The organism is Fructobacillus papyrifericola, from assembly GCF_018437235.1.
GTDB classification, from domain to species: Bacteria; Bacillota; Bacilli; order Lactobacillales; family Lactobacillaceae; genus Fructobacillus; species Fructobacillus papyrifericola.
In genome coordinates this window covers 142,987-167,840 of the sequence record NZ_JAAMFJ010000002.1, presented here as the reverse complement: position 1 = coordinate 167,840, position 24,854 = coordinate 142,987, and the positions used below count along the sequence as shown (strand labels likewise).

At 45.3% G+C, this 24,854-nt stretch carries 24 protein-coding genes and 4 tRNA genes; 14 read left to right on the top strand and 14 right to left on the bottom strand.

The genetic code is table 11. The annotated features are described in order from the left end of the window. Positions 1-48: 48 nt before the first annotated feature. Positions 49-498: a DUF805 domain-containing protein gene (locus G6R28_RS04385; RefSeq protein ID WP_213793025.1), complete on the top strand. Its 450-nt coding sequence runs from the start codon at positions 49-51 to the stop codon at positions 496-498. A gap of 95 nt (positions 499-593) precedes the next feature. Next, on the top strand, positions 594-1,406 hold the full coding sequence (locus G6R28_RS04380; RefSeq protein WP_213793024.1) for a CPBP family intramembrane glutamic endopeptidase: 813 nt from the start codon (positions 594-596) through the stop codon (positions 1,404-1,406). 37 nt (positions 1,407-1,443) lie between these two features. On the opposite strand, the gene G6R28_RS04375 is transcribed toward G6R28_RS04380, so the two are convergent. Next, the gene (locus G6R28_RS04375) at positions 1,444-1,953 is read right to left on the bottom strand and encodes a TetR/AcrR family transcriptional regulator (RefSeq protein ID WP_238479341.1); all 510 of its coding nucleotides are present in this window, start codon (positions 1,951-1,953) and stop codon (positions 1,444-1,446) included. A gap of 124 nt (positions 1,954-2,077) precedes the next feature. Between G6R28_RS04375 and G6R28_RS04370 the strand changes: the two genes are divergently transcribed. The 3 genes from G6R28_RS04370 (at position 2,078) to G6R28_RS04360 (ending at position 4,672) form a co-directional block, all read left to right on the top strand. After that, complete coding sequence (locus tag G6R28_RS04370; protein ID WP_213793023.1) at positions 2,078-4,345, top strand: MMPL family transporter; 2,268 nt, start codon at positions 2,078-2,080, stop codon at positions 4,343-4,345. Between the two features lie 139 nt (positions 4,346-4,484). Next, positions 4,485-4,567 (top strand) — tRNA-Tyr (locus G6R28_RS04365). A 33-nt stretch (positions 4,568-4,600) separates the two neighbouring features. After that, positions 4,601-4,672 (top strand) — tRNA-Gln (locus G6R28_RS04360). A gap of 92 nt (positions 4,673-4,764) precedes the next feature. On the opposite strand, the gene hflX is transcribed toward G6R28_RS04360, so the two are convergent. Both hflX and G6R28_RS04350 read right to left on the bottom strand, forming a co-directional pair. Beyond that, the gene (hflX, locus tag G6R28_RS04355) at positions 4,765-6,066 is read right to left on the bottom strand and encodes a GTPase HflX (RefSeq protein ID WP_213793022.1); all 1,302 of its coding nucleotides are present in this window, start codon (positions 6,064-6,066) and stop codon (positions 4,765-4,767) included. Between the two features lie 41 nt (positions 6,067-6,107). Continuing rightward, positions 6,108-6,782: a histidine phosphatase family protein gene (locus G6R28_RS04350; RefSeq protein WP_213793021.1), complete on the bottom strand. Its 675-nt coding sequence runs from the start codon at positions 6,780-6,782 to the stop codon at positions 6,108-6,110. A 238-nt stretch (positions 6,783-7,020) separates the two neighbouring features. On the opposite strand from G6R28_RS04350, the gene G6R28_RS04345 reads away from it, so the two are divergent. Continuing rightward, on the top strand, positions 7,021-9,549 hold the full coding sequence (locus G6R28_RS04345) for an excinuclease ABC subunit UvrA (protein ID WP_213793020.1): 2,529 nt from the start codon (positions 7,021-7,023) through the stop codon (positions 9,547-9,549). A gap of 51 nt (positions 9,550-9,600) precedes the next feature. Here G6R28_RS04345 and G6R28_RS04340 read toward each other — a convergent pair whose 3' ends face one another. Then, positions 9,601-11,034, bottom strand: a complete 1,434-nt coding sequence (locus G6R28_RS04340) for a hemolysin family protein (RefSeq protein WP_213793215.1) — start codon at positions 11,032-11,034, stop codon at positions 9,601-9,603. Positions 11,035-11,447: 413 nt separating this feature from the next. Here G6R28_RS04340 and nrdH point away from each other — a divergent pair, with 413 nt between their 5' ends. From nrdH to nrdF, 4 genes are all read left to right on the top strand, one after another. After that, on the top strand, positions 11,448-11,678 hold the full coding sequence (nrdH, locus tag G6R28_RS04335) for a glutaredoxin-like protein NrdH (protein WP_213793019.1): 231 nt from the start codon (positions 11,448-11,450) through the stop codon (positions 11,676-11,678). Positions 11,679-11,776: 98 nt separating this feature from the next. Next, positions 11,777-13,948: a class 1b ribonucleoside-diphosphate reductase subunit alpha gene (nrdE, locus tag G6R28_RS04330; protein ID WP_213793018.1), complete on the top strand. Its 2,172-nt coding sequence runs from the start codon at positions 11,777-11,779 to the stop codon at positions 13,946-13,948. A gap of 159 nt (positions 13,949-14,107) precedes the next feature. Next, positions 14,108-14,548 carry a class Ib ribonucleoside-diphosphate reductase assembly flavoprotein NrdI gene (locus G6R28_RS04325; RefSeq protein ID WP_213793017.1) on the top strand — a complete coding sequence of 147 codons (441 nt, stop codon included), beginning with the start codon at positions 14,108-14,110 and terminating at the stop codon, positions 14,546-14,548. Between the two features lies 1 nt (position 14,549). Beyond that, on the top strand, positions 14,550-15,518 hold the full coding sequence (nrdF, locus tag G6R28_RS04320; protein WP_213793016.1) for a class 1b ribonucleoside-diphosphate reductase subunit beta: 969 nt from the start codon (positions 14,550-14,552) through the stop codon (positions 15,516-15,518). A 58-nt stretch (positions 15,519-15,576) separates the two neighbouring features. Here nrdF and G6R28_RS04315 read toward each other — a convergent pair whose 3' ends face one another. Continuing rightward, positions 15,577-16,245: a phosphatase PAP2 family protein gene (locus tag G6R28_RS04315; protein WP_213793015.1), complete on the bottom strand. Its 669-nt coding sequence runs from the start codon at positions 16,243-16,245 to the stop codon at positions 15,577-15,579. A gap of 126 nt (positions 16,246-16,371) precedes the next feature. Next, positions 16,372-16,515: a hypothetical protein gene (locus G6R28_RS04310; protein ID WP_213793014.1), complete on the bottom strand. Its 144-nt coding sequence runs from the start codon at positions 16,513-16,515 to the stop codon at positions 16,372-16,374. Between the two features lie 95 nt (positions 16,516-16,610). On the opposite strand from G6R28_RS04310, the gene mutY reads away from it, so the two are divergent. From mutY to G6R28_RS04290, 4 genes are all read left to right on the top strand, one after another. Further along, a complete protein-coding gene (gene mutY / locus G6R28_RS04305) occupies positions 16,611-17,639 on the top strand; it encodes an A/G-specific adenine glycosylase (protein ID WP_213793013.1) in 1,029 nt (342 codons plus the stop codon). Beyond that, complete coding sequence (locus G6R28_RS04300) at positions 17,639-18,784, top strand: AI-2E family transporter (protein ID WP_213793012.1); 1,146 nt, start codon at positions 17,639-17,641, stop codon at positions 18,782-18,784. The genes mutY and G6R28_RS04300 overlap by 1 nt, the downstream gene beginning before the upstream one ends. 99 nt (positions 18,785-18,883) lie before the next feature. Next, positions 18,884-18,965: transfer RNA gene (locus G6R28_RS04295), tRNA-Leu, on the top strand. A gap of 72 nt (positions 18,966-19,037) precedes the next feature. After that, a tRNA-Thr gene (locus G6R28_RS04290) sits at positions 19,038-19,110 on the top strand. Between the two features lie 163 nt (positions 19,111-19,273). On the opposite strand, the gene G6R28_RS04285 is transcribed toward G6R28_RS04290, so the two are convergent. From G6R28_RS04285 to G6R28_RS04250, 8 genes are all read right to left on the bottom strand, one after another. After that, the gene (locus tag G6R28_RS04285) at positions 19,274-20,329 is read right to left on the bottom strand and encodes a tyrosine-type recombinase/integrase (RefSeq protein WP_213793011.1); all 1,056 of its coding nucleotides are present in this window, start codon (positions 20,327-20,329) and stop codon (positions 19,274-19,276) included. Between the two features lie 58 nt (positions 20,330-20,387). Then, on the bottom strand, positions 20,388-20,660 hold the full coding sequence (locus G6R28_RS04280) for a hypothetical protein (RefSeq protein WP_213793010.1): 273 nt from the start codon (positions 20,658-20,660) through the stop codon (positions 20,388-20,390). Positions 20,661-20,771: 111 nt separating this feature from the next. Then, positions 20,772-21,278: a hypothetical protein gene (locus tag G6R28_RS04275; RefSeq protein WP_213793009.1), complete on the bottom strand. Its 507-nt coding sequence runs from the start codon at positions 21,276-21,278 to the stop codon at positions 20,772-20,774. Positions 21,279-21,346: 68 nt separating this feature from the next. Next, positions 21,347-21,841, bottom strand: a complete 495-nt coding sequence (locus G6R28_RS04270) for an MscL family protein (protein ID WP_213793008.1) — start codon at positions 21,839-21,841, stop codon at positions 21,347-21,349. A 64-nt stretch (positions 21,842-21,905) separates the two neighbouring features. Next, positions 21,906-22,403, bottom strand: coding sequence for an Ltp family lipoprotein (locus tag G6R28_RS04265; RefSeq protein WP_213793007.1), 498 nt, complete (start codon positions 22,401-22,403; stop codon positions 21,906-21,908). 70 nt (positions 22,404-22,473) lie between these two features. After that, positions 22,474-22,719, bottom strand: a complete 246-nt coding sequence (locus tag G6R28_RS04260; protein WP_213793006.1) for an NINE protein — start codon at positions 22,717-22,719, stop codon at positions 22,474-22,476. Beyond that, the gene (locus tag G6R28_RS04255) at positions 22,719-24,098 is read right to left on the bottom strand and encodes an SNIPE associated domain-containing protein (protein WP_213793005.1); all 1,380 of its coding nucleotides are present in this window, start codon (positions 24,096-24,098) and stop codon (positions 22,719-22,721) included. The genes G6R28_RS04260 and G6R28_RS04255 overlap by 1 nt, the downstream gene beginning before the upstream one ends. Positions 24,099-24,138: 40 nt before the next feature. After that, positions 24,139-24,825 (bottom strand): helix-turn-helix domain-containing protein, encoded by a 687-nt coding sequence (locus G6R28_RS04250; RefSeq protein ID WP_213793004.1) that lies wholly within the window; start codon positions 24,823-24,825, stop codon positions 24,139-24,141. Positions 24,826-24,854: the final 29 nt, after the last annotated feature.

Sequence of the window (24,854 nt, the reverse complement as noted above, 5' to 3'; positions counted from 1 at the left end):
TAATGGCCGGTCCAAATGGTATAATGAAAGCATATAGGAGAAAAGACGATGAAGGCATACCAGGACTTTTTAGAACACTATTTTAACCTTAGCGAGCGGACGAATCGGTCAACCTATTGGGCGGTGGCCGTCATTAACCTCTTGTTCTTGGTTGGCTTTGCCCTTGTCTTTAAGCTGCTCTTCACCTTGTTAACCATGGTTGAGTGGTTCTTTATTTTAGACATTCTAGTTGCTTTTATTACGATTACTTGGCTGGTCTTGACGACCTTCTTCCTCTTAGCCATCTTCATTCCAAGCATCACCATTTCCGTTCGGCGCTACCGGGATACCGGCCTATCCCTTTCTTTCTTCGTGATCGAACCCGCCGTTTTCTTAGCTATCTGCTGGTGTGTGAGTGAATACGTGGTGGATGGCTATGCCAGCATTTGGGCCGTGGTCATAACCGGTCTCCTTTTATTAGCAGACGTCTTGATCAAGCTCCTGCCCTCCGCCGATTAATATGGATAAAAGTTTTGCAAAAGTCGCTTAACAAGCGGCTTTTTTGCTTGAAAAGGCTTGGTTGTGGTATTCTTATCTGAGAAACGAGGTCAATTATGGTAAAAAAGAATGCTTTGGCTGCTTCAAAGCAGTGGGAACGCTCTCATCAAAAAATAACAAAGGCCGGCCGCTTGACCCTCTCTGGGACTGTGCGCCTGTTTTCCTGGCTCTTCTTTTTTGCCTTTGAGTACCTGGCCATGGCTTTGATGCAGGGGTCGGTCCTGATGACCGGCCGCGACCGCTACTTGCTTTTGTTCTGTGGCTTTCTCTTGGCCTATTCCTTCATTCGCTTTGGTCTGCAGGCAATGGCCAAGGTCAAAGCCGGCCTTCATTCAAGCGCAACTTCTTTGAAGAAAGGCTTTTCATTGAAAACCATTAACTGGCCGACGCTTTCCGAACTGGGCTACATCGCCTCGGTCTACCTGATTGCCTTAGCCGGGATGATGGTCTGGGGGATGCTTGAAAACCTCTTCTTAGCAAAATGGGCGTCATCGACGACCGAAAATCAAGCGGCCATTGATGGTTTGATGAACGCCGGTGGGCAATATTCAACGGTTGTTTTGTCTTTCATTATTGTCTTTTTGGGGCCGGTGATGGAAGAGCTGCTCTTCCGTGGCCTCTTCTTCCGTTACTTCAACTGGGCCAAGGCACCCTGGGTAACCATTATTGCCTCAGGTTTGCTCTTTGGCCTCTACCACTTGAATTCCTACACCTGGCTATCCCTCTTAGACTTGCCACCCTACCTGATCATTGGAACGGGACTGGCCTATGCCTATCAAAAGACGGGGAAACTGTCCTCATCTATTCTGATGCACATCTTCCACAATGGTTGGGTCCAGGCAGCTTCCTTGTTGATGCTCCTTCATTAAAAAAACGACGACCAGGTGGTCGTCGTTTTATTTTGCTTCAGTCAATCCCGGGGAATTTCTTTTCACGAATGATTTGATCAAAGAGGGCGTAATCCTTTTGGAAGGAGTACGGTTTGTTTAAGTTGTTGTTCCAAATGCGGATGACCTGCATGTTACCGAGCAGCCAAAGCACTTCCGAAGAAGAAGCCATGGCAGCTAGTTCCTTAAAAACTGCGTTATAAAACTGTTCTTCAAAAAGTTTATCCTTCAGCTGGAAATCGAGAATCGATAGTGAATCTGGAAAGGCGAACTGATTAATGGCCGTAAAGGGCGCCTGCAAGAAAAAGTCAACATCAAACTGGTTGGCCATTAACTGGAGGGCTTCTTTAACGATAACGTCCAGTAAATCAAACTTATCGTCAAAGTGCCGGTAAAAGGTGTTTCGGTTGACCTCGGCCTTTTCACAAATGTGTTTGACGGTAATCTTTGAAAAGGGCATGGTTGAAAGCAGTTCGCCAGTCGTGTCTAGCAAGTGCTCATGCATGAGGGTGTAGGTTTTATTAGCCATAAAAGGGACACTTTCTCTCTGTTGTAATGGTGCTGCGACAGTATCTCAATTTTACCCCTTTACCGGGCAAATTTCCATGCCTAGAATGGATGCAGTAATAAAAGAGATATGAAGGAGAATAACAATGCTTAAGCGCTTAGGAGAATGGATTTATCGAAATAAATTCAAGACCTTTTTCGCCTGGATCGTCGTTGTTGCTGCCTTGGCAGCTACGGCCATGGGATTGGGTTCGCACTACACCCAAAACCTAACGATTTCAGGTATTCCATCAACCAACATTCAATCGACCCTGCAAAAGGAGTTTAACCAAAACCCCAATGCCGGAACGATGAAGGCGGTTATCCAGGAGAAAAACGGTGATGTTACGGACTCAAAGACGAAGGCCGACGTAACCGCTGCCATTCAAAAGGTACAAGACAAGTATGGTAAGGACATCAAGTCCATTGCCAACCCATACGAATCAAACGCCGTATCTTCTGACAAGACGACAACTTACGTTGACATTACCTATAAGGAAGATTCCAACAACGTTGCCCGCAAGGATATCGACGGTGTCATGGACATCTTTAACGATAAGGTGAAGACCTCAAACACCAAGGTGGCCTTTACGGGATCTGTTAAGGTGCACCCCTTTGAGGTCGGTGGTTCATCTGAAATCATCGGAATTGCCATCGCCTTTGTTTTGCTCTTGGCCCTCTTCCGTTCATTCGTAACGGCTGGAATGCCAATCATCTCAGCCTTGGTTGGGTTGATTTCTGGGATCTTGCTCGTGGTTATCGGCACGAACTTCTTGACGATGTCTTCCGTTTCACAGACTTTGGCCGTGATGTTGTCATTGGCCGTTGGAATCGACTATTCCCTCTTCATCTTGAACCGTTATAAGACGGATTTGGCGGATACCAAGGGGAACAAGCAAGAAGCCTTGGGCCGTGCCCTTTCTGAGGCTGGTGCCTCCGTTATCTTTGCCGGTGTAACGGTGATTATCGCCGTGCTTGGTTTGGCCTTTGCCGGCATCGAATTCGTGACGACGATGGGAATTGCGGCAGCCTTTGCCGTTGCCTTTGCCGTCTTCTCAGCACTGACTTTCTTGCCAGCTTTAATTGCCTTGCTTTCAAAGTTCATCAAGCCAGCCACTAAGACGGTTGATGAAATGGCGCAAAACCCATCAAAGATTACCAAGTTTTTGACGGGTCACCCTTGGACGGTTATCGTTTCGGTTATCGTTATCCTGGGAGCAATGGCTTTGCCAACGCAACACATGCGTTTGGGCATGCCATACAACGGTTCACTGCCAGAAGATCGCACGGAACGTCAGGCCTATGACATGATCTCTGACAAGTTCGGTGAAGGGGTGAACTCACCACTGGTTGCCGTGGTTAAGTTGGATACTGATAAGGATGCCAACCAAAACCAGGCCAACCTCGCAAAGATTGCTGATCACATTGCTGGCTTTAAGGCAGTCAAGACCATGCAGACTTTGTCAGTCGACCAAACGAAGGCTGCTGCTTTGCAAAGTCAATTGACGCAACAAGCCCAGCAGCAAATGATGGCTCAAGCACAAGCAACGGGTCAGATGCCTACGCAGGAAGAAAAGGACCAAACCGCCGCTAAGATTAAGGCAGCGATTATGGCCCAAGCCGGTCGTAAGTACATGGTTTCAGACGATGGCAAGTACGCCCTGATGCTGATTACCCCTAAGAAGGGTTCAGAAGCCAAGGAAACGACAGACTTGGTTAACAAGATTAAGGACTACTCTGACACGACGAAGTCAAAGTACGATGCTAAGATTACGCTGACTGGAATCAACGCCGTTAACTTGGACATTACGGCCAAGTTAAACAACGCAACGCCAATCTTTGTGGCAACGATCATGATTTTGGCCTTCCTCTTGTTGATGGTGGTCTTCCGTTCCTTCGTTGTCCCAATCGTGGCCATGCTCGGCTTCGGTTTGTCTCTCTTGGCTTCCTTTGGTTTCACCACCTTGGTTATCCAAGACGGCTTCTTGAAGGGCCTCTTCGGCGTATCGAAGGGGGCTCCGTTGATTGCCTTCTTGCCAATCATCGTCACGGCCATCCTCTTTGGTTTGGCCATGGATTACGAAGTCTTCATGGTGTCACGTGCTCGTGAAGAATTCAAGAAGACGCAGGATAACGACCGTGCTGTCACGGTTGCCATGCAGGATTCTGGTCCAATTGTCGTAACGGCCGCCTTGATTATGATTGCCGTCTTTGGTTCCTTTGCCTTGAACTCTGATCCTACGGTTAAGTCCCTTGGATTGGCCTTGGCCTTTGGAATCTTCTTCGACGCCTTCTTCGTTCGCTTGCTCTTCGTGCCTGCGATGTTAAAGGTTTTTGGAAAGCTCAACTGGGCCTTCCCTGGAAAGAAAAACTAATTGAATAATCGAAAAAGGGAGACGATTCGTTCGTCTCCCTTTTTTACTGCCCAAATGGCGGCCTATTTCAAAAGAAATCACGAAAAAGTCTTGCAGGGACAGGCCAGCCTTGATATAATATTTAAGTCGTAAGGCATTCGGGAGTGTAGCGAAGTCTGGCTAAACGCGACGGACTGTAACTCCGTTCCTTCGGGTTCGTAGGTTCGAATCCTACCGCTCCCATCGCTGCTGCATAAGTAGCTGGTATCTTACGATTGCCCCTTGGCCAAGTGGTAAGGCAGAGGTTTTTGGTACCTCCATGCGCTGGTTCGATCCCAGCAGGGGCAATAAGCCGTTTTGGCAATCACTTTTGGCAGACCTTTGGGTCTGCCTTTTAATTTGCAAAATAAAAAAGCCGCTCTTAATCGAGCGGCTTTTTTTTAGTGAATGTATTTTTGATAGCGATTGATTTCATCGGGCGACAGGGCCAGCTTAACCGTAGTTCCCGTTTCGTCAAAGTCCTGGCTAAGCAGTTCGTGATCATCAAGCAGATGGGCCACCACGGCCGAATCGGCAAAGGGCACCTTTAGCGTGACTTCTTTACGGTCGGTGAAGAGGGCTTTCTTTACCAAGCCGAGCAGCTCATCTTGCGACTGCCGGTCCCGAGCCGAAATCGTGATGGCGGCTTCACCATCGACCAGTGGGAAGGACAGGTCAGCCTTATCGGCCTTGTTATAGACGGTAATCATGGCCTTGTCCTTGATACCAAGGCGGGCCAAGGTGTTTTCTGTTGTCTTCATCATTGACTGGTAGTGTTCGTCTGAAACATCAACGACTTGGAGGAGCAAATCGGCGTTTGCGGCCTCTTGCAAAGTCGATTCGAAGGCGGCCACTAAGTGGTGGGGCAGCTTGGAAACAAAACCGACCGTGTCAGACAAAAGAAAGCGGGACTTGTCTGAAAGGGTTAACTGCCGAATCGTTGTGTTCAACGTCGCAAAGAGCATGTCTTTTTCAAAGACCTGCTTGCTTGAATCGCTTCCGGCCCCCTGGCCAAAACGGGTTAGCAGCTGGTTCATCAAAGTCGACTTGCCGGCGTTGGTGTAACCAACCAGGGCAACAGTTGGAATGGCTGACTCCTGGCGTTTCTTGCCCTGGGTGCTGGCGTCTTTTTGCAAGGCTTCCAGCTCCTTCTTAATGGACACCATTTCAGAAGTCAAGCGCCGCCTTGACTGTTCTAGCTTCGTTTCACCAGCACCACGGGAGGTGAAGCCACCGCCACCGGCACCGGTTTGCTGATCGAGTGAGACGGACATGGATGTCCGGAGACGGGGCAGCTGGTATTCGAGCCGGGCCAACTGGACTTGCAGTTTGGCGACTTTGGTCTGGGCACGCTGGGCAAAGATGTCTAGGATTAAGCCAGTTCGGTCAACAACCGTGGCTTGGGTTGCCTCTTCCAAGTTGTGAATCTGTGAGGGGGACAGTTCGTCGTTGGTGACAATCAAATCCGCCTCGTATGTCTGGACGGCCAGGCGCAGCTCTTCGACCTTGCCCTTTCCAAAGTAGGTGGCCGGATTTGGCCGGTCTAAGGCCTGGATAAAGGTTTCGACCGGTTCCAGCCGGTTGGCTAAGGCCAGGTTTTCCAGTTCTTCTAGCTCATAGTCCAGGTTTTGCTTTTGGTCCTGTCGCAAGGCCGCCAAAAGGACGGGACGGACGGGGATTTCAGTACGTGTATCTTCTGCCATAGTAGACTCCGTTTAAAAAAGTCGGCTGCGGCCGACTGTGCTTATGCTTTTTTGAAAACGTGCTCGTTATCATTAAAGATTTCGACACGGCCATCTTCTTTTGTCAGATGAATCTTTGTCACGGCTCCGTTTGTAATTGATTGACCGGCCATTTCGGGGTGACCAAAGTAGTCAACGATTGCTCGAATGGCGGTGCCGTGGGCGACGACCAGGACTTGATCGCCATCTTTGTGTTCCTTCAACAAGAAGTCAAAGCCGCGCTTAATGCGACTGATGAAGGCCTCGTAGTTTTCAGCCAACTGGTAGGGGTCGGCTTTTGCAAAGAGGTCCATTGAACCGGCCATGCCACGTTTTTGAATCATGTCTGAGTAATCAGCGTATGGGGTGTCGGTGAAGGCGTTTAACTGCGTTAAGGCAACCTGGGAATCAATCCCTTCAAAGGAGCCGAAATTCTCTTCACGAAAGTCTGGAAGCTGCTGTGGCCAAGTTGGCGAACCGGCCTTGTTTTCAGACAAAATATACTTAGCTGTATGGATGGCACGGGTTAAATCAGAGGAATAGGCGCCGTTGAAATGAATGTTTGCCAAGCGCCGGCCGGCGTCGTGTCCGTGTTCGATTCCGGCTGCTGTAAGTGGTGCGTCAGAGTGACCCTGGAGACGACGGGTTAAGTTAAAGTATGTTTGTCCGTGGCGGACAAGGTAAAGTTGAATGGCCATGGTTACTCCCTTTCAATCTGTTCTAAGGTCTATTTTACCATTGTTTGACCTGTCTTTTTGGACTTTCTGGAATGGGAAAGTTGCCCTTTCATGGTCACAACGACCATTTTGATCTAGCTAAAAAAGAAAGGCCAAAGGGCAATGGCAGAGCCGATACGTCTTTGCCTAGTTTTCTCTTTTGAAATCGACTAAAAACTGCGGTAGGCTAGACATTAGAATAGTGCTGCAGGAGAAAATAATGCCCCAAAAAATTGAGCAAATTGAAGTTCGCGGTGGACGTGTCCACAACCTGAAAAACATTGATGTCGACATTCCGTTAAATCAGTTCGTAGCCATTTCGGGGCCGTCTGGTTCAGGAAAGTCCTCCTTGGCTATGGGCATTCTCTATGCCGAGGGGTCACGTCGCTATCTGGAGGCCTTGTCCACCTACACCCGCCGACGAATTGGTCAAAGCAGCCGGGCCGACGTGCGAGAAGTCAAACACATTCCTTCCGCCATTGCGCTGCGACAGCGACCGGGTGTTCCTTCTGAACGGTCAACGGTTGGCTCGATGTCTGAGATTTTCAACGTCGTTCGCCTCGTCTTTTCACGGTTGGGTTCGCCAGTTTGTCCAAACGGACACCGCGTGGCCCCTTCGATTTCAATTGCCCAGGCCTTCGATAAGGCATCGTCGTCTGATGAACAAGATTCCTGGACAATCGACTGTCCGACCTGTGGCGTCAGCTTTAAAATTCCAACCGCCGCTGACTTTGCCTTCAATGGAAACGGTGCCTGCCTGACCTGTCATGGAACGGGGCAGGTACGCGAAATTGATGATGATGCGATTATTAAGGATGAGAACATGACCATCGACGAGGGAGCCGTTGCGCCATGGCGTTTGCCGGGCCGTGCATTTATGGCGACAATCGCTCGTTCACGGGGTGTGCGCACGGACGTTCCCTTTAAGGATTTGACGGACAAGGAAAAGGACTTTGTCTTACATGGTGAAAAGAAGCGCTATCCGGTCGACTTGCATACATCAACGGGTCGTGTGTATAACAACAATAACTCCCTTTATGAAAACGCCTACGATGCCATTCGCGATTCCCTGGCAACGGTCAAGTCCGAGGGGGCAATCAAGCGTCTGAATAAGTTTTTCCTCTTTAAAACCTGTCCGACTTGTCATGGTAGCCGGATTAAACCAGAATTGCTGAAGCAGACGGTGAATGGAAAAAACATTGCGGAGGTGGCCGACCTCACGCTTGGTTCTCTGCAGGACTGGCGGGATGAGACCTTGAAAACACTGCCAGAAAACATGCAAAAGATGGCCAGGGCGATCTTTTCGGAGTTAACGAACAACCTGCGCCCGCTGCTGCAACTCGGGCTGGACTATCTGTCCTTATCACGGTCTGGTAACACACTGTCGACTGGGGAACGGCAACGGATTCAGCTGGCTAAAACATTGAGAACCGAGACGACGGGCGTGCTTTACGTCTTGGATGAGCCGTCGATTGGGCTACACCCAGACAACGTGAAGGGGTTGATTTCGGTTTTCCGTGAATTGATTGCGCAGGGGAACTCGCTGGTGGTCGTGGACCACAACGTAGACCTGATTGGCGCTGCCGACTGGATTATTGAAGTTGGGCCGGATTCCGGTGTGAAGGGTGGTAACATCATCGCACAGGGGACACCGGCGGAGCTGCAGAAGAACAAGGATTCGCTGATTGGCCCCTACTTGTCGGGAAAGGCAAAGATTATTCTTGAAAAAACGGCGCCGGTGGCGCCTATAAAAGGCGAAGAAACGGCTATGGAGGTTGCTGACTTTTACAACATCAAGGATGTGAAAGTCAAATTCCCAGAACATGAAATGACCACTGTCACTGGCTTTTCCGGTGCCGGCAAGTCCTCCTTGATTCTGGATTCACTAGTACCCGCACTGGAAAATCAGAAAAAGTTGCCAAAGCAGGTGAAGAGCCTGAAGACAAACTTGAAGCACGTGGTGTCCGTTGACGCCAAACCGGTTGGGAAGAACACCCGCTCTTCGGTTGCGACCTACACGACGATTATGGATCACCTGCGCCATCTCTTTGCTGACCTACCTGAGGCGAAGGAAAAAGGCTATGGATTAGCAAACTTTTCTTATAACAGTAAGGCGGGGGCCTGCCCAAACTGTGGTGGTTTGGGCATGGTCGGTTTGGACGTGCAGTACTTGGCCGATATTGAAGAGCTTTGTCCGGTTTGTCAGGGGAACCGTTTTAAACCTGAAATCGCGGCAATTAAGTGGCATGGTTATTCCATCGTCGATGTCTTGAACCTGTCGGTCGAAGAAGCGCTGCCCGTCTTTTCAGAGGAGCCAAAGATTGAAAAAGAACTCAAACTGCTTCAAGAAATTGGGCTGGACTACCTTCAGCTTGGGCAGAGCACACCTTCTCTTTCTGGTGGAGAGGCTCAGCGTCTTAAGCTAGTGAAACACTTGAATAAGTCTCAGAAGCAGACGCTCTTTGTCTTTGACGAACCAACCATCGGCTTGCACCCAACGGACGGGGCGACCCTGTTTAAAGTCTTTAACAAGCTGAAGGCTAAGGGAGCAACAATCCTAATCATCACCCACGACTTGGATTTGATGACCAACGCGGACTACTTGATTGACCTTGGACCGCGTGGCGGGTCTGCCGGGGGCCAGTTGATGGCTGAAGGACAGGTGTTTGACTTGCTGAAAGAAAAGACCAACAGTTTGACCTTACGGTACCTAAAAGAACACGTTGATAAGTTCCACATTGCTTATTAAAGTAAAAGAAAAACCCAGTCCTTAAGGACTGGGTTTTTCTTTTACATGGTATTAATCTTTTTTATTTTCTTTTTGGTTGTCCTTATCACGAAGGTGGAAGCGGGATTTTTCCTTTTCCTTTTCCTCTGCTTCGGACTGGTCGTCATTTTCCTCATCCGTGCTTGGTTCTGGTTCGGGGTCTAATTCCTTCACCGCAAACTCGGGGATAAAGGCGTTTTCATAATCCAGGGCAGTCACTTGGTAGTTGGCGATCTTCAAAGAATCGCCAGTTCGAAAGTCGGGATCGCGTTTTAACACATAACCGGTCAGGGTCACGGCCTCGTCTTCGTCTAATTCCTTCACATCCGTGTGGAAGTAGCGTTGGAAGTCGTAGAGCGTTGTTTTACCGGAGACCTTGTAGCGGCGATCGCCCAGCTTTTCGATGTATTCATCGGCCTGGTCATCCATTTCATCACGAACGGATCCGAAGAGTTCTTCGTAAATGTCCTTGTCCGTAATGATTCCGGCGGTACCACCGTATTCATCAACGACCACGGCAATTGGCGAGCGCTTCATTACCATTTCGTCCATGACATCGTGTAGGTCCATGTTTTCAGGAACGGCAGGAATGTCACGCATGATTTTGGCAACCGGTTCCTTGCCAGAAATCCGGCTTTGGCGAACGAGATCGTAGTTAAAGACGTAGCCCAAGACCTTGTCCTTGTCACCGTCAGCAACCACCGGGAAGCGGGAGTGCCGCTTTTGCAGGTACTCGTCCAAGCCAGTGGCGATTGAATCGGAGACATCGATGACGTCCATTGACGTTCGATCGATCATGACGTCAACGGCGACTTTGTCATTCATTTCAAAGGCCCGCTGCATGAAAGTCAAATCCTCGGTATCCAATTCGCCGGCTTCGGCGGCGTTTTTAGACAGTGAGAGAATTTCGGTCTGCGAATAAATATCGTCATCGTTTGTGACCTGGAAGCCAAACAGGTGCGTCACCCAGTTGGACAAATGGTCCAAAATCCAAATCATTGGAAAGAGGGTGATGTGGAAGAAGCGCACGGGCTTCACGATGAAGAGCAAGACCTTGATTGGTTCTTCAATGGCGATGTTCTTTGGGACCAAGTCGGTGAAGACGGCGTGCAAGACCGTGAAAATCACGATGGCTGCAACGGAGGCGACTGGCTTGGCCATGTCGCTTGGCAACAGGTGGGATTGGATGATTAAGTCCGCGACGGTTTCTTCACCAACCCAACCCAAAATCAAGGAAGTCAGGGTAATGCCGACTTGGGCAGTGGAAAGGAATTCCGTCAGGTGCGTGACCATGTGAATGGCGGACGCAATGTTTTTTGATGGCTTATCCCGGTCAGCCTGCAAGGCCTCAAGGGCAGACAGGCGGACTTTGACTAGGGAGTACTCCGTCAGTGTGAAGAGCACGGCCAATAAAAGGATGAAAACAATAATAAATGTATTAATTAAATACGAAGGACCAGAATCCAAAATACATACCTCTTTCAAATGGTTTAATACGTTTAGTTCCTATTATAGCAAAAAAAGCAGGGAGGGAAAGAAAAGAGAGGGAATCGGAGAAAGTGTCTCATTTAGTATTCACAAAAAATACAGAAAGGGCGTTCCCCTTTTAAGACAGGCGCGAGAAGCACCTTGCACTTTCGTAACATTTGTCATAAAAGGCGGAAGCCGAACGATTACAGAAAGAAAAGGCTTGTCTAAATGAACACAAAGAAAGAGCAAAAAAGCCTTGCAATAGGCTTCAGACGAACAGGTGTTTGTGCAGACATGTTTAGACCTTGAAGTCTCAATTCAAACCGGTAAACTAGTAATTGTTCCACCGGTGCAAAGGACTTGCAAAGTCCGCCTCGGTGATAAATCTAGAGAGAAAGAAGGACCACGTCATGTCACAAGTCACGGTCTTTACCAAAAATAACTGCGTTCAATGCAAGATGACCAAGAAGTACCTCGATCAGCTCGGGGTCGGCTTTGAAGAAATCAACATCGAAGAACAACCGGAATACCTTGCCCAAATTAAGGCCGAAGGTTTCAAGCAAACCCCCGTTGTGAAAATTGAAGGGCAAGAAGCCTTTTCAGGATTCCAACCAGCCGTTTTGAAACAACTGACTGCCTAAGTTTTTTTGTGTACCGTTGTTTCATTTACTAGTCAATTAAATGGACAACTTGAAAAAGTTTGTTCATTTTTACTAGTGAACATTTTGAAAGGAATTCCATGTCATTACTCGATATCGACCTAGCGAATGTTAAGTATTTTGATCTTAACAACGAAGTCAACATTCCAAAAGATGGGCAAATTCAGCTCGAAAAAGACCAGGAAGCACTCCAGGCTTTCATGGAAGAAAACGTTAAGCCAAACATGAAGACTTTTCCTTCAGTTGCGGCCCGTTTTGATTGGATGATTGAAAACGACTTTTTGGAAGAGGGCTTCGTTAAGAAGTACAAGATGGCCTTCATCGAAAAGCTCTACGCCTTTCTTGAGGGGGAAGACTTCCACTTTGCTTCCTTCATGGCCGCCTTTAAGTTCTATAACCAGTATGCGCAAAAGACCAATGATAAGGCCTACTACGTTGAATCCTATCTTGATCGAGTGGCCGTTAACGCCCTCTTCTATGCGGATGGAAACGAAGACTTGGCCATGTCATTGGCCAACGAAATGATTCACCAGCGTTATCAGCCGGCCACGCCTTCCTTCTTGAACGCCGGTCGTGCCCGCCGTGGGGAATTGGTATCCTGCTTTGTGCTCCAAACAACGGATAACATGAACTCAATTGGTCGAATCATTAACTCCGCCCTTCAACTGTCCAAGATGGGTGGGGGTGTTGGAATCAACTTGTCCAACGTTCGTGAAGCAGGGGCACCCGTGATGGGGATTGCCAACTCTGCTGGTGGAATCGTGCCAATCATGAAGCTATTGGAAGACTCCTTTACTTTTTCTTCTCAAGTTGGCGCTCGTCAGGGAGCCGGTGTGGCTTACCTGAACATCTTCCACCCCGATTTGATGACCTTCATGGCCACGAAGAAGGAAAACGCCGACGAAAAGGTTCGTGTGAAGACTTTGTCACTCGGGTTGATTGTGCCTGACAAGTTCTACGAACTGACCAAGGCAAACAAGGAAATGGCTCTGTTCTCACCAGCCGACGTCGAACGTGAATACGGTGTACCCTTTAACTACGTGGACATCACGGCCGAATACGATAACCTGCTCAACAATGATAAGATTCACCACAAGATGGTTTCGGCCCGAATGGTCGAAGAAGAAATCTCAAAGTTGCAGCAGGAATCCGGCTATCCATACATCATGAACGTGGATACGGTTAACCGGGCCAACCCGATTAATGGAAAAGTCGTCTCGTCTAACCTCTGTTCTGAAATCTTGCAGGCCCAGCGCCCGTCACTTTTGAACGATGAGCAGGAATACACGCAGCTCGGAGAAGATATTTCATGTAACCTTGGTTCGATCAACATCGTTAACATGATGAAGACGCCAGACTTTGCGGCTTCGGTTGAATCAATGATCCGGGCCCTGTCCTTTGTTTCGGATAACTCCAACCTGAACGTGGTGCCTTCCGTGCAAAACGGGAACCAAAAGAACCACGCGGTTGGACTTGGTGCCATGGGCTTGGCAGCCATGTTTGCTCAAAACCAAATGATGTATGGGGATGAAGAGGCCCTGGACTTTACCCAGACTTTCTTCTCAACTTTGAATTACTACTCCATCATGGCCTCTATGCACATTGCCGAGGACCGTGGGGAAACCTTTGCGGACTTTGACAAGTCGGCTTATGCAGACGGCTCCTACTTCGATCAATACATGGAGAAGGACTTTGCGCCGAAGACTGAAAAGGTTCAAAAGCTTTTTGAAGCAATCAAGGTGCCAAACAAGGCCGATTGGGAAGAGTTGAAGCAAAACGTGATGAAGAACGGCTTGTACAACGCCTACCGTCACGCCATTGCGCCAACTGGTTCGATTTCTTACGTCAACAACACGACCGCTTCCCTGCACCCAATCATTAACCGAATTGAGGAACGTCAGGAAGGTATGATCGGAAAAGTCTACTATCCTGCACCAGGCTTGTCCAACGAAACCTTGCCGTACTACCAGTCAGCCTATGACACGGACATGCGCAAAGTCGTTGACGTTTATGCCGCTGCCCAACCACACATTGACCAGGGGATGTCTTTGACCTACTTCATGCGGTCAACGATTCCTGATGGCCTCTACGAGTGGAAGGATGACCGGACGAACAAGATGACGACCCGTGACTTGTCCATCCTGCGAAACTACGCCTTTAAGAAGGGCATTAAGACGATTTATTACGTCCGCACTTACACGGATGATAATCAAGAAGCCGGCGTTAACGAATGTGAGTCTTGCTCCATTTAATCACCGCTTCATTAAAAGCAAGCGCTTGCTTGCTGTACATAATCGTTTGGCCCATTTGGGCTAACCGTTGACTGGCTGGGCTCTTTCCTTCTTTTTTTGAAAGAACCCGACCGGTCGTTGATTTTCATTATCAGCGCATGGCGCTTAGAAAGGTGCTTTATGGCAACATACCGTTTGCTATACATTTCAATTGAAGGAAACACCGAGTCCTTTGTCAAAAAGCTGGCCGCCGTTGCGGAGGCTGAAGGGGACCAGCTGTCCCTGTTAGAAGTTGGTGACGAGGTCAATCCGGTCCATGAAAAGGCCCCCTTTGTCGTTCTTGTGCCCACTTATCTAAATGGTGGCACCGGAACCGGACCAGAAGTGGTGGAAATCTTCACCAATGCCTTAGGCGACTACGTCGACTTTGGCAACAATGCCCGCTACATTCGCGGGGTGATTGGCTCGGGCAACCGGAACTTCAACGATCAGTACATTTTGACTGCTAAACGTTACGCAGAGAAGTTCCAGGTACCGGTCATTGGTGATTATGAATTACGCGGGACGCCTCGCGAAGCCGAAAAGATTTTTGCACGCATCAAAGAAACGTTAGGAGAGTAGTATGCAACACGTTAACCAGGGTTCCTATACAGCCGTTAATTGGAATAACATTGAAGATGCATTGGATAAGGCCACTTGGGAAAAGTTAACCCAGCAGTTCTGGTTGGACACCCGTGTGCCCATTTCAAACGATCTCCGCGTTTGGCGTGGTGAATTAGACGATACGGAACGACGTGTTTATAACTTGGTCTTTGCTGGTTTGACGACTTTGGATACGCTGCAATCGCAAGACGGAATGGCATCATTGCGTGCCGATGCGGTCAACCAAAAGGAAGAGGCCGTTTTGAACAACATCCAGTTCATGGAGTCCGTTCACGCCAAGTCCTATTCTTCGATCTTTGAGACCTTGAATAACAAGTCTGAAATCGACGAGACTTTCGAATGGGCCGATCACGATGAATTCTTGCAGTACAAGGCCAACAGGATCAACGACATCTACCAAAACGGTACGCCTTTGCAGAAAAAAGTCGCCTCCGTCTTCTTGGAAACCTTCCTCTTTTACTCCGGTTTCTACACGCCTTTGTATTACCTTGGCCACAACAAGATGGTCAACGCGGCCGAAATCATCAAGCTGATTCTCCGCGACGAATCCGTTCACGGTACTTACATTGGCTACAAGTTCCAAATCGGCTTTAAGAAATTGCCTGAAGAGGAACAAGAAGAACTCAAGTCATGGATGTACGACTTGCTCTTCGACCTTTATTCAAATGAAGAACAGTTTACCCATGAAATCTATGACCAGATTGGCTGGACGGATGACGTTTTGTCCTTCCTCCGCTACAACGCCAACAAGGCCTTGATGAACCTGGGTCAGGAACCAATGTTCCCTGATTCTGCTGATGATGTGAACCCGGTCGTCATGAACGGAATCTCCACATCAACGTCAAACCACGACTTCTTCTCCGCGGTTGGAAACGGCTACCTGCTTGGGGAAGCCGAATCGATGGAAGACAGCGATTACGACTTTTAAAGCCTTGATGGCAAATAAAAACACCGACCAGAAGGTCGGTGTTTTTTGATGAAATCATTTAGGCTTCTTGGTCCTTGAAGAGCCAGAACTTCTTCTTTAAGAAAGTGGCCACCATTGGGTAGAGCGAAGCGCAGAAGATGACCCAGACGTAGGCCAAGAGGAAGGCGCCAATCGTATCCGTTAGGAAGTGGGCGGAGAAGTAAAGCCGGGACAACATGGTCATCAATGCCAGGGTGATTAAGAACCACTTTGTCAAAATGCGGACCAGCGTTGATGAAATGTTTGGTGTCACCAGTAAGAACATGATGAAAACGGTCAACCACATGGCCGTCACGTGTTGTGAAGGGAATGAGGCACCGTTGTCAGTCAAAAGGTGACCGATTGGCCGGTCACGGTGAATGATGACTTTGATAATTTGGGTAACCACAACCCCACCGAAGATCGTCAAGATCACCCAGAGGGAAGGGAGTTTCAAGTCGGCCAAGAGCAAGACCAAGGCGAGCAGAACCCCGTAAAAGAGGTTCATGGCTGGTGAGCCAAGGAAGGTGGCAATCGACATAATGACATCACCGTAGGATGTTTGAATACCGGTCATGAAGAAGCGGACTTCTTCATCCATGTTGGCGGGCCATGTGGCGTTTGTGCCAATCAAAACGGCTAAAACGATAAAAAGGAGCGCGGCGAGCAAAGCGTGCCGGCGCTGTTTATTGGTAACGGAAATAATCATAGTGGATACTCCAAGTAATCAGTGCTTTCTTTAAGTATAAAGATTTGAGACTGACAAAACAAGCATTCGAAAGCGAAAATGGCAGATTTTGTAAAAGAAAAAAAGCTAGCCAAAGGCTAACTTTCTTTACTTCGTCTTAGGGATTTCAACGTTCTTTCCCTTAGCCCATTGCTGCAATTGTGCAATGGCTGATTGACGCTTCTTCTTCTTGGCGTCGTGACCGACTTTGCGGCCGCGGGCGAATGAGTTCAAGGGTGTCTTGACTGCCATAGTGGTAACTCCTTATATTTAAACTTTAAAATCTATCGTACAGAATTTGATTATACCCGAATCACTGGGGCTTTTCAAGTGTTATAATACTGGTTATGGAGAATTGGGATCAGCAAACAATTGAAAATTTCCGATCGGATCTGTTGTCCTGGTACGACCGGGAAGGCCGGGCCCATTTGCCCTGGCGCGAAAACACCGATCCTTACCGAGTCCTGGTGTCTGAGCTGATGCTTCAGCAGACCCGGGTTGATACGGTGATTACTTATTTTAACCGATTTATGAAGGCTTTGCCAACTGTTTTCGACTTGGCTAAGGCACCTGAAGACCAAGTTTTAAAACTCTGGGAGGGCCTGGGCTATTATTCGCGGGCCCGCAACCTACACAAGGCTGCCAAAGTCGTCGCCTTTGACTTGAAGGGGGCCTGGCCCGAGTCTTACGAGGACTTGTTAACGCTACCCGGCGTCGGCCCCTATACGGCTGCTGCAGTGGCCTCGATTGCTTTTAACCAAGTGGTGCCAGCCATTGATGGCAATTTCTTCCGTGTCTTTTCTCGTTTGTTGAAAATCGATGCCGATATCGCTAAGCCAAAGACGAGACGGGTCTTTTACGATGCGGTGGCACCAATCGTTGATCCGAAACGACCGGGCGACTTTAACCAGGCGATTATGGATCTGGGCACTTCATATATGAAGACAAGCGATCCGGACACTCTGCATTCACCGGTGGTTAAGTACAATGCGGCCTATCGAGATGGTGTCGAAGATCAGTACCCGGTCAAAAGCAAAAAGAAAAAGCCGGTCTTGGAACGCTACCAGGCCCTTGTTCGGTATAATGAAGACGGGGCTTTGCTCTATGAAAAACGTCCAAAAACCGGCTTGCTGGCTGATTTTTGGACACTGCCGTTGCGACCCATTGATTCGATTGAAGAAGTCGATGGCAAGCAGTTAACTATTAAGCCAATCACCCATGTCTTTTCGCACCGGAAGTGGGAAATCTGGCCGGTTTTGCAAGAAGAAACAGCAGACCCTGCACAAAACCAGCGGTACTTTACTGAGGCGGAGCAAGAAGCACTGGCCTTACCAAAAGTGCAGCACAAAATTTTACAAGGACTGAAGGAGTCATAATGTTTCCAAGTGACAAACTAAAGCAACTATTTTTCTGGACAATTGAATTATTGGCCCTGGCCGCATTGCTTTTCATTGTCTTTCGTTTCGACTTTTTGATGAAGCCAATCGCGGTCTTTGCCGGTACGGTCTTCATTCCGCTCTTGGTTTCCGGCTTTCTATACTACTGTTTGAAGCCACTGCAGAAACTGATTGAAAAAGTTCACATCGGGTCTTGGAAAATGCCACGGTCGATCGCCGTCATTTTGACTTTTACCATCTTTATGGTGGTTATTATTTCGGCCTTCATGATCTTTGTGCCGCTGATTTTAAATGAAATTTCTAACTTAATCACTTCTTTGCCAAGCGTGGTTAACCACGTCCAAGACTATGTCAAGGACCTGATTGACAAACCTTGGTTCAAGAAGCTGAACCTGTCGATTTCAGATGACGATGTGAAGAACGCCGTTTCACAGTATGCCTCCTCTTTTGTGCGGATTACGGCTGGCACTCTCACTGGTTTTGTCGGGGCGGCAACCTCCTTTACCATTGGAGCCTTAACCGTACCAATCATTCTTTTCTACATGCTGTCCGATTCGAACCGCTTCTTGCCCGCCCTACAAAAGTTCTTTCCAAAGAACCGGGCCGAAGACGTCATGGTGCTTGGTAAGGAACTGGATAAGACCATTGAGCGTTACATCTCCGGTCAGGCCATCCAAATGCTCTTCGTTGGCTTTACCATGTCGATTGGCTTTGGCATGATTGGCCTACCATACATTTGGCTGCTTGGTTTCATCGCTGGTGTGGCCAACATTGTGCCATATGTCGGCCCTTTCATCGGGGTTTTCCCAGCCGTTTTGGTTGCCATTTCCATTAACTGGAAGATGCTGATTGGAATTGTCATCTTGATGGCCATTGTCCAACAGGTCAACGGCTCCATCATCTACCCAGCCCTGATTGGAAAGTCCTTGCGGATTCACCCGCTGACGGTCATGCTGCTCTTATTGGCAGCGGGTAACCTCTGGGGAATGGTCGGCATGATTGTGGTCGTGCCATTCTATGCCATTGCGCGGACAATCACGCTCTACATTGTAAAACTACGGCAGGCCCAGCGTCACGAAGAGACGGTTTCCAGCCTGACGAAAACGATTGAAGAAGATTCTTAACTAGAAGCATTGCAGTGCCATTTGGCACTGCTTTTTTATTTGAAAAACGCTTGACGACTGGTGGTAAATCCAGTATCATTTAATAGTTGCTTAAGACCTGCGGATGTGGCGGAATTGGCAGACGCGCTAGATTTAGGTTCTAGTGGATTTATCCGTGCAGGTTCGATTCCTGTCATCCGTATAACCAAAATTTTTATCTAATTTTGGTTGCCTTAGTAGCTGGCATTTGCTACAATTATTGAGTACTAATTTTGCCGACTTAGCTCAGTTGATAGAGCACCTCACTAGTAATGAGGGGGTCAACGGTTTGAGTCCGTTAGTCGGCATTTGATATAATTTTAAACAATGTAGCTAAAGCCCGGTGTTATCGCATTTAACGTGATAACACCGGGCTTTTCTTTTGTTTTAGTAATTGATTTTTTCTGTGTAATTCTGCCTAATTCTGTGTGTTTCTGTAAATATTTAGACACTTTTTAGACACTTTTTGCACTAAAAAATAGACATCATGATACGCTGTGTCTTTTCCTCTTCGCTTTCTTTTTGTGAGCTGAGAAGGTGGGTATAAACGTTAATCGTTGTTGAAATATTTTTGTGCCCAAGCCTCGATGAAACATATTTAATATCAATACCTTGGCTTAATAATAAAGATCCGTGTGAGTGACGCAATGCATGAAATGAAACTGGTTTAATGTCTAATTCCTTGATTGCTGCTTTTAAGGCCTTTCCCGCACCGTAATTACTGATGTCGGCGATTGGACCTTCAATACCAGTTAGCTCATTTAGTAAGTCATCATCAACAGAGATTATGCGGTTGCTTGATTCTGTCTTAGTGGACTTAACATGACGGTATTGATCAAGTGCTTTATTAACTGATATTGTCTTTTTTTCAAAATCAATATCATCAGATTGAAGGGCCATGATTTCGCCAATACGCATCCCAGTATGAATTGATATATAGATTGCTAAGTATGATTTAGCATGTGGATATGTAGCAAGCTTATTTTTAATATAATGATCTAGTTTAATAAGTTCATCTTTTTCAAGAAACTTTTCTGATGCTGACTTTCCATCTGTTCCTGTAAGTTGGATGCGAATAGTGGGGTTATTCTTAATTATTCCATCAGCAAAGGCATCTTCCAATGCCTGACTAATATGGTTCTTTCGTTTAGCAACTGTTTCTTTTGAATGGTCTTTACCGAATTCATTAATAAAATTCTGGAAATCAGTACGTGTGAAATCAATAAGAGTAGCATCGGGCATATATTTAATAATATTATCGAGCGTATTTTGATACTGATACTGAGTGGCAGCCTCCATTTTTGATTTATAGGTGTCAACCCAAGTCTCAAAATAATCTGATAACAGCATATTTTCATATTTATTTTGTAACTGATCAGTATAACCAGCTTCTAGCTCTGATGCCCAAATAACGGCTTCTTTTTTAGTCCGAAAACCTTGTTTACTAATTTGCTTGTATTTTCCGTTTTCTTTAACGGATACCCTTGCCCGATATTTTCCTGCAGTTGTTTTATGGAATGTAGCCATGTTTTTCTCCATTTTGGCACAAATAAAAAGGCCTGTGGCCTTAATTATTGTTATCTTGTTACTTGTCGTTAGAATCAAAAACTTCCGAATCATCTGTTATATCTACACGTTCATTAACGGAGTTTTGTTCTTTGCTTTTCTTTATTGCTAAATAGAAACAGTAACCAGATAGCGAGAACAGGGCAATTACAACAAACACCCAACTAAAGATAAAAGAAAGTATGGAAAATACAATCCAAGCAATAATCAACCATGGCAGGAATACTGTTAAAGTCTTCCATGTGAACCAGATACTGATGATGAATAGTGCAATTAAACCAATTAAAATCATTCTCTTTCTCTATCCTTTCTTCAACCTTTTCTAACATTCTTTCTAAACTTTCTTCAGCTTTTAACATGGCGCAGTTTTTGCGCGTATATATGCCCAAGAGGGCTTTGATTGTTAGCTTTGGGGGTCAACCATTGGAATAATTTCTCGCTCATCAGTAGAGTAAGCTATCATTTCGAGGTCGCCGTTAAACGGATAACCAAATGAAACGGCATCACCTTTCTTAAGCTTTGCTGCGGCCTTTTTAACCTTCTGTTGAATATTGTAGATTAAGCGCTTCTGATCTGGCGTGGCTCGATTATTATTGATAGCAGATTGAGCTTCCATGATGGCCTGAATATTAGCTTTGTGCTTTACAATTACCCTAACCTCAGTGTGGCTTTCAGGAAGATCTGATGTGGCAACGTTGTTTTCAACCACAACCTTTGCATAGTCTTTTTTTGAAAACTCTGCTGCTAACTCGTTTTTAACAGATTGATATTTATTAGTAGAGACAGATTTTTTAGCTTGTGCAGCATCTTGATGTTTAACGTTATTAGTGTGTTTGACAGTAGAAAATACAATTACCATCGCTGCAATGGCGGCTGCAAAAGAAGACAGAATAATTATTTTTTTACGCATGTGTACTCTCCTATATATCTTTTAACGTGGTTAAGTTTTGCACGTACTATGTACGCCGCCAATACGGTTTATTTGTTTTTGCGGAATTCTTCCAATAGTTCATGCTGCAGCTTTATATTTTCCTCTACAAGTTGGTTATTTTTATTTTGTAGATTCTGAATTTTAATGGCATCTACGTGTGCCTGATCATATCCCCACTTTTCGTCATTGTTACGGACAAGGTAGTCGTTAATGAACTGGATGGTATAGAAAACAACGATGGCGATGAATAGTAATGTGAGTAAGCTGTCCAGCAGTGAGGCAAAGGGAGTGAGTGCATAATCAAGGTTAAGTGTGTGACCACTGGTAAAAAGCCAAATTGTTAGTGTCTTTAAAAGACCAGAGACAGTCGCAATTAAATCTTTAATAGCAGATCCAAAGCTGTTACCAACAACAACTGAGATGACGAAGGTCAGCAGGTTGGGTGCAAAAATAAATCTTCTAAATGCTGAAATTCTTGCAGACCCATTCGATTGAAGTTTAGTAGTGCTTTCTTTAAACATTTCAGCAATTTTGTGTACCATTGGTTATTTCCTATTGTTTTTGATGTGTATGTGTCACGTTATGTATGCCCGAAAGGGCGTTTGTTTACTTACTTAAATGATCAATAGCATATTGCGCTTCGGATTCGGTAAACTTTTCTCCAGCATCTGAAGTTAGTTGCTCTTTGATATCATTCACTGACATGTCCATATCTTTTTGATAAGTTTCAGCTGATTTAAGAGCGTTCTTATTGTAGTCTGCTTTTAAATTGTCAACTGCATATTGAGCGTCATCAGCAGAAAATTTATCACCGGATTCAGAAGTTAATTGGTCATAAATGCCCGCTTTTGACATATGCATTGAGCTGCTATATGTTTTTGCGCTATTAAGAGCCGCCTTTTGTTGAGCAGTAGCACTTGAGTTATTTGAAGACTTTGATGTCTTTTCGTTAGATGTTTTAGTGTTCCCGTCATCGTTGCCACCTGAAACATTTATTGCAATAATAACGACAATTAATGCAATAAACCAAACCCAAACTCTCTTGTAAAATGGTTTCTTTTTTACATACGTATTTCCGTTTTCGTCAGTAATTTTCTTGCTCACGATACTTCTCCTATCAGCTTTTAACGTGGTTCAGTTTTGCACGTAATATGTGCACCCCGAAGGGTGTGTGTTACTTTGAGTATTTACCGTTAATGAAAGTGATTTCGTTTGTATCGTTGTAAGTTGAATAAGCTTTAGTAACTGCGATAATGAAGTCAATTAACGGCCATATACCAAGAGTTATCCATAATCCAATCAGCAACTTAAGGACACCGAGGATAATTTGACCACGCATAAAGCGATCAACACCAATGGATCCGAATAAAAATGCTCCTAACCAAACAAAGATATGTTTATTGATGATTGCTGTTTTCATTATGATTTTCCTCCATTGTTAATAAATTGCTGAGACAAAATAAACTCTGAATTTTCTGGCTCATCATGCCATTCAATTGTTATATTTTTATTATTTTGCACATAGTTTTTAATTTCTTCCAAACTAGTATTGAAATATTCTTTTCTGTTATTTACGTGGTTAATTTTGTTTTCTTTAAAGTGTTCATGTAGATCATGTTCAAGCCCAAATGCATCATCAGAAAATATCAACGCGTGAATATCAAATTTAAATGGAACTGATGCCGAACTTAGTTCGGCAATCCTTTCTGTAGGATCTAGTCTCCTGGTAACCCCAATTTTGAATACGCCTTCCCCAAATGATCCAACATTACTGATGATGTATATATACCCGGCTTTTGAGTTTTCTATCCGAAAATCTAAATCTTTTTCTTGATCATTGAGACTATTTATTTTTTCTTTCAGAATCTGAGTTTGTTCAATAACCTCTTTAGATTGTTCTTGTTGTAATAATTTACTTAGAGCGTTGGTAAATTGTGTGCGCTCTTTATTTAAACTTTTCTTTTCTTTTTCAATTTCTAATCTTAATTGTTTTTCTTCGCGATCACGTTGCCGCTCTTCCCTTAACTTATCTTTTTCTTCTTGTTTTTTAAGAGCGTATTCAACAGATAATTTTAATTCTTGTAGCTTTAAATCAACATAACTAGAAGATAGCCTTACGAAGTTTACTGTTTCAAATAAATCACTCAATTTATTTGCGCTTTTTACAATTCCTTCAGATTTTTTCTCATAGTTTGTCGCGTTTACTTTATTTATAATTCCGGATGCTTCTCCGTTGAATGCTCTAATTAAAGCTTGAGCACTTTTCTTTTGCATTTTTATTCCCTTTGATGGTGATCCGTCAAAGGTAATTTGTTGAATTACATAGGTGGCTAAATTATTTTTAACTTCGTACTTTTCTTTTTCTATAATTTCTTGTAATTCGTATTTATAGGATAAACTATCTGCAAATTCATATGTCGGTTTATAAAATCCAGCCGTTATATCATTTTCAATTCCATTTAATTCTTTTTCTGCTTCTTGTATTTGTTTTTTCTTGTTTGCCAGGTCCCTTTCACATTGATTGAGTTCTTGTTTTTTTGACTGAATGATATGTTCTAGTTCCCTTGTTTTTTGGATTGCATTAGACTCTATTTCACTCATCCTTTGTTCAGATAATTGAGCCAGCTTCCGTTCTTTTTCTAAAAGGGCTGTTTTTATTTCTTTTTTTTGCTGATTTTTTAACGTCGCACTATTTGACTTTATATCAATCAAAATGTCGTGTAGTTCTGATTTTTTTAATGCTATCTCACTTTTTAGTTGTGAAAGTTCACTTTGAAGTTTTTCTTTTTTATTGAACAATTTCATTCCCTCAATTAAATAATTAGTTTTGGATGTTTTTTCAAAACGATGATTGCTGATGAACTAGCTTACCAATAATCTGAATAGGTGGCTGTCCGTTCTCGACGTCTTCCTTATTATACTCAAAAGGCTTAAATTCTTCCTTTAACCAACTATCTGGTTCAAATCGAATACGATCAGGGTACTGGTACACGTGTTTGAGTGTAGCGGCTTCTCCGTCAATAATAACCCCACAGATGTCCCCGTTAGTAATTTCGCCTTTATCGATTTTTGCAAGAATAGCAACAGCACCATTGGGGACAACCTTGTTCATACTTTCTCCGTTAACACGAAGTCCTATTAAGTTGTCTTTACCATAACGTTCGATTAGGTCGTCGTCTATCTTTACGTGTCCCTCAATGTCTTCCTTAGCCCCTTCTGGGTATCCTGCGGAGATACGGCCGTAGATAGGAATAGAAACAGTATTAATTCCAGTAATATTTAGTTCGTTTGAAGGGGAATCAGCTACAAACCCTGCAACTTTGAAAATATCATCTTGGCTCACATTTAACCCGTGAGCAATTTTAAGTAAAGTCTTCTTAGATGGTATTGTGCTTCTTCGTCCGTTTTCAATTGTACTTAAATATGAGTGGGACATATCTGCTTTGATAGCGACCTGACGAACAGATACGTGTTTAGATTCCCGAATCTCTTTTATTTTTCTTCCAAATTCAACTCCGTCAACCATAATCGAGCCTTTCTGTTCGTTTTATGATT